We start from the raw sequence: 8,199 nt of genomic DNA on the forward strand, positions 1-8,199 counted from the left end.
CCGCGCCTTACCTGGCAACGGAGATACACAGGCTGACGGAAGGTAACCCGGAGGCGCAGGCAATGGCGCACGCAGTACTGGGTGCGGTAACCTCTTACGCATCCGGTAACTCAGCGCTGGCGGGCGCAGCGGGCGGCGTCAGCGGCGAACTGATGGCGCAACTGGTGATGAGGCAGCTGTATCTGGGTAAAGCGACCGGTGACCTGTCGGAAACCGAGAAGCAGACGATAAGTGCGCTGGGTACGCTGGCGGCGGGACTGACGGGTGGCATTGTGGGTGACAGCACTGCCGGCGCGATAGCGGGGGCGCAGACGGGTAAGAACGCGGTTGAGAATAATTTACTCGGCGGTAGTGAAGATGCTCAGGCTGCATGGATACGCCAGCATGGAATAGACATGGCAAGTTGTGCCGATGCGCCGGGTTCTGCAAGCTGCCAGAAAGCGATGAATGAACGAGATGCTGTTGGGCTGGCACTGGCAACGGGAAGTGTAGCGTTGCTACCTGGTGGTGCTCAGGTAATGTGGGGACTGGGTGCGGGCGCGAATGCAGGTATCGGTTATTTGGCGGATGGCTCGATAGATCCGGCAAACGCAGCGATAGCGGGTTGGGTGAATGTTATCAGCATGGGTAATGGCCTGGCGGGTACCGTGGGCTGGAACGCCGCAGGTGGTGCGCTGGGTAACTGGATTGATGACAAAGATCCACTGTCTGGTGCGCTTATCAATGGTGCTGGATCTGGTATCGGCTATGGCATTGGTAAAGGGCTCTCATGGGGAGTTAATGCCGGGGCAAACTGGTGGAAAGGTGGCTGGGATCCGAAATTCAATGCAACGCTTCAAAAATATACTGATATTAAAGGAGAGTTTGGGCTTTCAAAAGAAATGACACCTAGTTATTTCCCCGGCATGGCTGGAGATATCGGTGGTAGCTTGGGCTCAGAGCTCAGCGGGAAGTATATAGAGCAGAAATCCTCTCAGGAGGACCTCAAAAAATGAGACAGCAAAATGTGTTTCTACACTTGGCTCTTTTTATCGTATTAAGCATTGTATCTATTTTTTTGACATCAATTACTTTATACGTAGCAGGGGAGTTGTTGTTCTTTTTTTTCAAAGGGATACCAATAAATTTCACTATGGATAATATATTTCTGCTTTGTAAGATTAGTTTTAGTATCGGAAGCTTTGTCGGGGGAGGGATGTGGATAGCTCGGGTATTGAAATTAAAAAACTTCTAAGTTGTTGTTGAGAATAACTGGCTGAGCAGCACTCAGGCTCTGACATTCGATAAAGAACTGCCGGATTGCCGGAAATCCGGCGGTGACTGTCAGGCCGTTATCGATAAATGGAAAGCAATCAATGACAAGCAGAGTGCCGAAACCGATCAGAAGCTGAAAGATAACCCGCTGGAAGCACAGGTTATTGATAAGGAAGTAGTCGAGGGCGGTTATGACATGGCAGATCGTCCTGGTTGGCTGAGTGGTATCGGTGCAGATGTCATGACCCGTGATGAAGCGAAAGCCTATGTCCAGCAGTGGAACGGTCAGGATCTTGCGAATATTGATGTAAATAGCCCGAAATGGACGAAATTTGCGTCGTTTGCTTCAGATCCGGAGAACCAGGCAGCGGTAGCGTCGCTGGGACTGTTAGCGAAAGATCTGACATCAGCGGCCATCTCGTTCATGGGACGAAATACAGCAACGGCTACCGTCAGCGCCGCTGAAGTCGGCATGAAATGGGGCCAGGGCAATATGAAGCCGGGAATGCCGTGGGAGGACTATATAGGGACTTTGCTACCAGCAGATGCCCGCCTGCCACAGAACTTTAAAACCTTTGATTATTATGATGGCGCAACTAAAACAGCAGTAAGTGCCAAATCGATGGATACGCAGACAATGGCAAAACTGGCTAATCCGAATCAGGTTTATAGTACAATTAAGGGGAATATGATGCGGCGGCTAAATTTAAAGAGTATGCACTCTCTGGCCGTGAATTAACCCCATCAATGATCTCTAACAGAGAGATTCAACTCGCAGTTCCTGCTAACACAACTAAAACTCAGTGGACAGAAATAAATCGGGCTATTGAGTACGGTAAAAGTCAGGGTGTGAAAGTAACGGTAACGCAGGTGAAATGATGAAATTTAATAAAGATCAGGACTATTGGGCTAATGCCTTTGTTACCACTGAATTTTTTAATGTTGAGACTTATTCAGGATTAGGTATGACGGGGCGAGACGCCCTTTTCCCGTCCCATTTATTACTGCCTGATGTAGATGATAAAAGTCTGGGGGATGTGATATTACAAGCATTATCTGATAGCCGAACATTGACCGAGCTTGCAGATCGCGTAGAATTTTTTGATCTTGAAAAAGGTAAAGAAAAATACGCAACCTGGATAGATACTTTGATGGAAAAATATGGTTATAAAACCAAACGTGCATTGTTTAAGAATATGAAAAAATGCGGCATCCATCTAGTGAATAATGTTATTACCATCCGCCCTTCATTCCATGAAAAACTGGAAGCCTGGAGCGGTGAGAGGATCAGTGAATCTGATTATGTCGTACTTCCGGCAGACAGTTCACCAGCCGAAATCGGCGCAGGTATGCGATTAGCCCTCAGTCGCTGCAAAGGTTAGGTCAAGATCCCGGTTCTCACCGGGATCTTTTTACCCGCCGATCACTCCCCAGCCAGCCGGATAATCAGCTGGTCTGCCTCCGGGATCACCTCGATCTTCTGCCCGGTCGTAAAGCCCAGCGCTTCCAGCCAGCGGCCCTTAATGGTGAGCTGGGGTAGAGGGTTCGGCTGGCCTTTATTTGACCGGTATCCCACTCTGTAATAATGCGCCTGCGATTTGCTGGCGGCGGTTATGGGTGTCCGCGGCAAGGCGAAGCAGCTTACGACACGGCGATGAAGCCGTTCGGCACGGGTTCGTCCCTTCAGCAGGATATCAGCGCGGCGACGGCGGCGATACAGGGGCTGGCGGGTGGGAACGTGGCGCAGGCGGTAAGCGGTACGGCCGCGCCTTACCTGGCTGAGCAGATACATAAGCTGACGGAGGGGAACCGGGAAGCGCAGGCGATGGCGCATGCGGTACTGGGTGCGGTAACTTCGTATGCTGCGGGCAACAGCGCACTTGCGGGCGCAGCGGGCGGCGTCAGCGGTGAGCTGATGGCGAAGCTGGTGATGAAGCAGCTGTATCCGGGTAAAGCGGTCGGTGAGCTTTCGGAACCAGAGAAGCAGACCATCAGCGCGCTGGGAACGCTGGCGGCGGGACTTGCGGGCGGTGTGACCGGAGGCAGCACGGCTAATGTTTTGGCGGGTGCGCAGGCGGGCCAGAACGCGGTTAACAACAACCTGTTTGGCGGAACGGAAGAGGGCCAGGAGAGGTTCGTGCGGGAGCATGGCAAAGACGTCATGTCCTGTGCCGATGATCCGACGTCAGCCAGCTGTCAGCGTGGCCAAGCGATGAAGGATGCGTTGACCGTAACACTTCCTTTAGGGCTTGGTGGCGGTGTACTGGTTGCGGCTACTCCTGAAATTGCCGCTATTCTGAAGGCTGGAATTGAATCCTGTTCCGGAGCGCTAGCGTTATGTATTAATAATTTTGGGCTTCAAGCTTCAGAGATTATCGTCCCGGGCGGAGTGGGAGCCGGTGAGGCAGTTGGGATAGGAAAGACAGCGGCGGAAGCTGCTGCTGCGAAAGCAGAAACTGTGGCGACTCATACGGCGAAGAATAATCCATCATTGAAACAAGGTGATTATCTTAATGACTTTAAACCCTCCCCTACACCTCTGGAACTGGTTAAAGAGCAGGCTGGCAAAGGTTCACAAACTGCATATATCAGGATGGATCATATCCTTAACGGGGAAGTGAAAACGCTTAAGGATGGGACAAAAGTTGGGTCTGGTGGTCACTATATTCGTGATTTAAATATTAAAATAGATAAGGTGACGGGTACACCCGATACCCATGGCGTTTCGACAGGATATATATCAGTGAGAGATCCAGCTACAGGACAATGGATAAATAAGAAAGCTGAAACTACATTCTTTCCTGAGCAATGGTCAAAAAGACAGACGGCTCAGGAGATTGAAAGTGCGTTCAAAAATTCTGAAAGAATACCGAATACAGAAATGTGGAGCGGGAAATCATCTAGCGGTGTGAAGATTCAAGGCTATTATGGCAAACCCGATGGAACAGGCGCGACTGCATGGCCTGTCTATACAGGGAGGAATAAGTAATGTTTAATGATAAAATTATTTTCTGGTGGGATGAAAATAGCAATTTATTTGTTCCTATAGGGGGGGGGATACGTAAATCTTTTGATGGAGCGGTATTGGGATATGGAGCACGTGAGATTTCAGGTTGGTTATCCAACGACATTCAATATGGTATTCATTCTGTTGATATCTGGGTGAAAAAACTCACTGATCTTGCATCAGGCAAAACAACTGAAGGCAACTTCGGCATAGGTAATGCCCATTGGGTGATGGTTACGCATGATAAGGTATTTATTGGGTGTGAGTACGTGGAAGAGCAACAGGTGCTTTTAACCATAGAACAAACATTATATGTACTGGAGCAGTATCGATTATTCCTGGAAGGATCTTATACAAAAGACTTCCCGCCAGAACCAATCGATGTTGAGTATTTAGCAGAAGGTAGAGATGCTATAACACAGTATGAATCTTTAGACGGGGCATATTGTTTACCTTATTTATAATTAATAAAAAAACCCGCCATTAGCTGACGAGGTTTTTCACAACCAGAAAGTTGTGAATAACTTCTTTAGGGTCATATCCTCAGACGGAAACGTTGATGTGGCCCTCAATGCCATAGTACATGCCGTATGGGATACAGTTTCCGCTCAGATGTCTGGCGGAAATGGCGCTGCGGGTGCTTTTAGTTTGGATCTGGCCACACACTACAGCATCAACGCGGGTAAAGTCCGCGCAAACGGCAACGGGCTGAGCCTGAACGCCGGCCGCGACACCACGCTGACCGGGGCACAGGTGCGCGGCGATAGCGTAAAGGTCGACACCGGCCGCAACCTGACGCTGACCTCAGAGCAGGACAGCGACCGCTACGACAGTAAGCAGCAGAGCGCCAGTGCGGGCGGCAGCTTCACGTTCGGCTCGATGACCGGGTCGGCGAACGTGAACGTGAGCCGGGACAAAATGCACAGCAACTGGCAGAGCGTGGCCGAGCAGACCGGGATTTTTGCGGGTAAGGGTGGCTTTGACGTGAAGGTGGGGGAACACACTCAGCTTAACGGCGCGGTTATCGCGAGTACGGCAGATGCCAGCCTGAATAAGCTCGACACCGGGACGCTGGGGTTCAGCGACATTGAGAACCATGCGGATTATGAGGTGGAGCACCAGAGCGCGGGCATGAGCACGGGCGGCAGCATCGGCGGGAACTTCGCCGGGAACATGGCGAATGGGATGCTTGCGGGGCTGAACGACAGCGGCAGCGCGGACTCCGTGACGAGGTCTGCGGTGAGCGAGAGCACCATCGTTATCCGCGATAAGGAAAAACAGGCGCAGGACGTGGCGGACCTCAGCCGGGACGTCCAAAAGGCGAACCCAGGGCTGGACGTTATTTTTGACAAGGAGAAGGAGCAGAGCCGGCTGAAGGCGGCGCAGCTCATTGGTGAAATCGGCAGCCAGGCGGGGGATATCGCGCGGACGCAGGGCGATATCATTGCGATGCGGGAAGCGAATGCGAAGATGTCCGGCGCCACGCAGACCGACCGCGACAGGGCGCTGGCGGAGCTGAAAGCGAAGGACCCGGCGAAGCAGTACAGCGCAGACGACGTCAGTAAGCAGGTTTACAGCAACTTTTATAATCAGGCGTTCGTTGACAGCGGGTTCGGCACCGGCGGTAAGGTGCAGCGTGCTATCAGCGCGGTAACGGCGGCGGTGCAGGGTCTGGCGGGCGGGAACCTGGCGCAGGCGGTAAGCGGTGCGGCCGCGCCTTACCTGGCAACGGAGATACACAGGCTGACGGAAGGTAACCCGGAGGCACAGGCTATGGCGCACGCGGTGCTGGGGGCGGTAAGCTCTTACGCATCCGGCAACTCAGCGCTGGCGGGCGCGGCGGGCGGAGTCAGCGGTGAACTGATGGCGAAGCTGGTGATGAAGCAGCTGTATCCGGGCAAAGCGGTCGGTGAGCTTTCGGAACCGGAGAAGCAGACCATCAGCGCGCTGGGAACGCTGGCGGCGGTACTTGCGGGCGGCGTGACCGGCGACAGCACGGCGGGCGCGGTGGCGGGGGCACAGGCTGGGAAGAATGCGGTTGAGAATAACTTCCTGGGCGCGACTTCTTCCGACAAGCTCGACAAAGCCATTGAGAAAATTAAAAACGGTGATAAGTCATTAGCTACAGCCAATGAGCTTATTAAGCTGGAAAATGCCGACAAACGCAGTGATGCGCTGGTTTCTAAATTTACTAAAGACCCTACACAGATGAATAGTACTGAGCGGGCTGAATTGGCCGGATATCTTCGTATTTATGCTTCTGAAATGGAAAAAGCCTACGGGCCCGCAGTAGCACAACAGCTGGTTACCGGGCTGCTCTCTGGCCAGGATTACATAAAACGTAACCCTGATTCTGAAGCTATGTCTAAAGCTCAGAGCATCATGAACACCTGGGGCTATCATAAGTCGAATGCCAGCATTGGTGATGTGCCGCTAATGTTCGGAAGCAGTGTGCTGGGGCTTACGGTGAAAGGTATGGCTGCTAACGCAGCAATTGGTGTTGGAGTTAACTCAGCTGCTCAGCTTGCAGGAAAAGATCCTTTCAGTTACGTGGATGCAATAATGGCTGGGGCGACAGCTGCAGCGACAACAGGAAAAGGTGTTATCATCTCAACACCTATCAATATGGGTGGTGCGGCAATTGGTAGCATTATTAAGGGGGAAGATCCGACAAACTCTGTTATTGGAACTGGGCTAGGTTCAGTATTTGGTGGCGGTGTCGGAAAGGTCATATCAGGGTCTATGGGGTCTACTGTCAAAGAAGGCACATCCGATATTATTAGCAATATTGGGGGCTCAATTACTAGCGAGGCTGTTGGTAATGTTACAAAAGGAGCGCTAGATGAAGCTGATGAAACCACTAAAAAACAATAAAAGTGTCAATGTGAACAACCTCGTAGTGCTAATAGTACGTTGTATGGTATGCATTTTTTTTATGGCAATGATGGGCTGTTTTCTTGGCAGGTTGATAGTGTTCTTTAAAACTAACGTTTTACTTTTCGATTGGGCAAAGGATGCTTTTTATTCTTTGAAAGTAGGTGCTTCTGCGGGTGCGTTGGCAGGGGTAGGTATTTGGATAAAAGCCAAGTTACAAGAGCACAAAAAATAAGCCGATAAATGAGTCAATAACGATTTCAGTCAGTGGACTGGGATTATTGTTGAGAATAACTCTCTCGCCGATATCGCACAGGCACAGGCTGAAGGCAAAGCGGTTGAGCAGAAGGCCGGAGAGTACGTTGAGGCCGAAAACGAACGCTATAAGAAGGCCAACTGCGGCGGCATGAGCGCAGAAGCCTGCTCGGCGAAGATATAGTTAAAGGAAGTGAAGGATTAATTCTTTCCGGCTTAGGTTCTGTCAAATTAAATAGCGTGGGGGTAATTGAAAGCTTAATTAATAGCGGCGAGAAGGTATTTTTTTCAACCATCCAATCAACTAATGTGAATATGACTGCTTCCATACCGAGGCAGATAACAGAATGGATGAGTAATATCTGGATAAATAATGGTGTCGTTTTTTTTGCATTGGGGCGTTATGACGAACCTGATTGTGAAATTGTTGCTTTAGGCCAAAAAAGAAACCTGCAAAAACTTAAGTACACCTGACGTTAAGGTGGGTGAACACACCCAGCTTAACGGCGCGGTTATCAGTTCCACCGCCAGCGCGGATAAAAACCGGCTCGACACCGGGACGCTGGGGTTCAGCGACATTGAGAACCATGCGGATTATGAGGTGGAGCACCAGAGCGCGGGCATGAGCACGGGCGGCAGCATCGGCGGGAACTTCGCCGGGAACATGGCGAACGGGATGCTGGCCGGGCTGAACGACAGCGGCAGCGCGGACTCCGTGACGAAGTCTGCGGTGAGCGAGGGCACGATAACAATCCGCGACCCGCTGAAGCAGACGCAGGACGTGGCGGACCTCAGCCGGGACGTGGCAA

General features: G+C 51.5%; 7 protein-coding genes and 2 pseudogenes. 8 read left to right on the plus strand and 1 reads right to left on the minus strand.

Annotation, left to right across the window (positions count from 1 at the left end; genetic code table 11):
• From RT657_RS19475 to RT657_RS19485, 3 genes and pseudogenes are all read left to right on the plus strand, one after another.
• The coding region (locus RT657_RS19475) for a VENN motif pre-toxin domain-containing protein (RefSeq protein WP_313656402.1) at positions 1 to 995 on the plus strand (995 nt) is incomplete at its 5' end.
• Between the two features lie 245 nt (positions 996 to 1,240).
• A pseudogene (locus tag RT657_RS19480) lies at positions 1,241 to 2,133 on the plus strand (hypothetical protein); the annotation flags it as partial.
• A complete protein-coding gene (locus RT657_RS19485; protein WP_313656403.1) occupies positions 2,133 to 2,636 on the plus strand; it encodes a contact-dependent growth inhibition system immunity protein in 504 nt (167 codons plus the stop codon). The pseudogene RT657_RS19480 and the gene RT657_RS19485, both read left to right, overlap by 1 nt.
• A 41-nt stretch (positions 2,637 to 2,677) precedes the next feature.
• Here the strand turns inward: RT657_RS19485 and RT657_RS19490 are convergent, their stop codons facing one another.
• The gene (locus tag RT657_RS19490; protein ID WP_313656404.1) at positions 2,678 to 2,884 is read right to left on the minus strand and encodes a SymE family type I addiction module toxin; all 207 of its coding nucleotides are present in this window, start codon (positions 2,882 to 2,884) and stop codon (positions 2,678 to 2,680) included.
• Between RT657_RS19490 and RT657_RS19495 the strand changes: the two genes are divergently transcribed.
• The 5 genes and pseudogenes from RT657_RS19495 to RT657_RS19515 all read left to right on the plus strand — a co-directional run.
• Positions 2,840 to 4,243 carry a VENN motif pre-toxin domain-containing protein gene (locus RT657_RS19495; protein ID WP_313656406.1) on the plus strand — a complete coding sequence of 468 codons (1,404 nt, stop codon included), beginning with the start codon at positions 2,840 to 2,842 and terminating at the stop codon, positions 4,241 to 4,243. The two genes, RT657_RS19490 and RT657_RS19495, sit on opposite strands and share 45 nt — an antisense overlap.
• Positions 4,243 to 4,725: a hypothetical protein gene (locus tag RT657_RS19500; RefSeq protein ID WP_313656408.1), complete on the plus strand. Its 483-nt coding sequence runs from the start codon at positions 4,243 to 4,245 to the stop codon at positions 4,723 to 4,725. Before RT657_RS19495 ends, RT657_RS19500 begins: the two co-directional genes overlap by 1 nt.
• A gap of 97 nt (positions 4,726 to 4,822) precedes the next feature.
• Positions 4,823 to 7,135 (plus strand): VENN motif pre-toxin domain-containing protein, encoded by a 2,313-nt coding sequence (locus tag RT657_RS19505; RefSeq protein ID WP_409521021.1) that lies wholly within the window; start codon positions 4,823 to 4,825, stop codon positions 7,133 to 7,135.
• Positions 7,104 to 7,370 carry a hypothetical protein gene (locus tag RT657_RS19510; RefSeq protein WP_313656409.1) on the plus strand — a complete coding sequence of 89 codons (267 nt, stop codon included), beginning with the start codon at positions 7,104 to 7,106 and terminating at the stop codon, positions 7,368 to 7,370. Before RT657_RS19505 ends, RT657_RS19510 begins: the two co-directional genes overlap by 32 nt.
• A 492-nt stretch (positions 7,371 to 7,862) precedes the next feature.
• A pseudogene (locus tag RT657_RS19515) lies at positions 7,863 to 8,199 on the plus strand (hemagglutinin); the annotation flags it as partial.

The sequence above is a fragment of the Pantoea sp. genome (assembly GCF_032114055.1).
Lineage (GTDB): Bacteria > Pseudomonadota > Gammaproteobacteria > Enterobacterales > Enterobacteriaceae > Pantoea.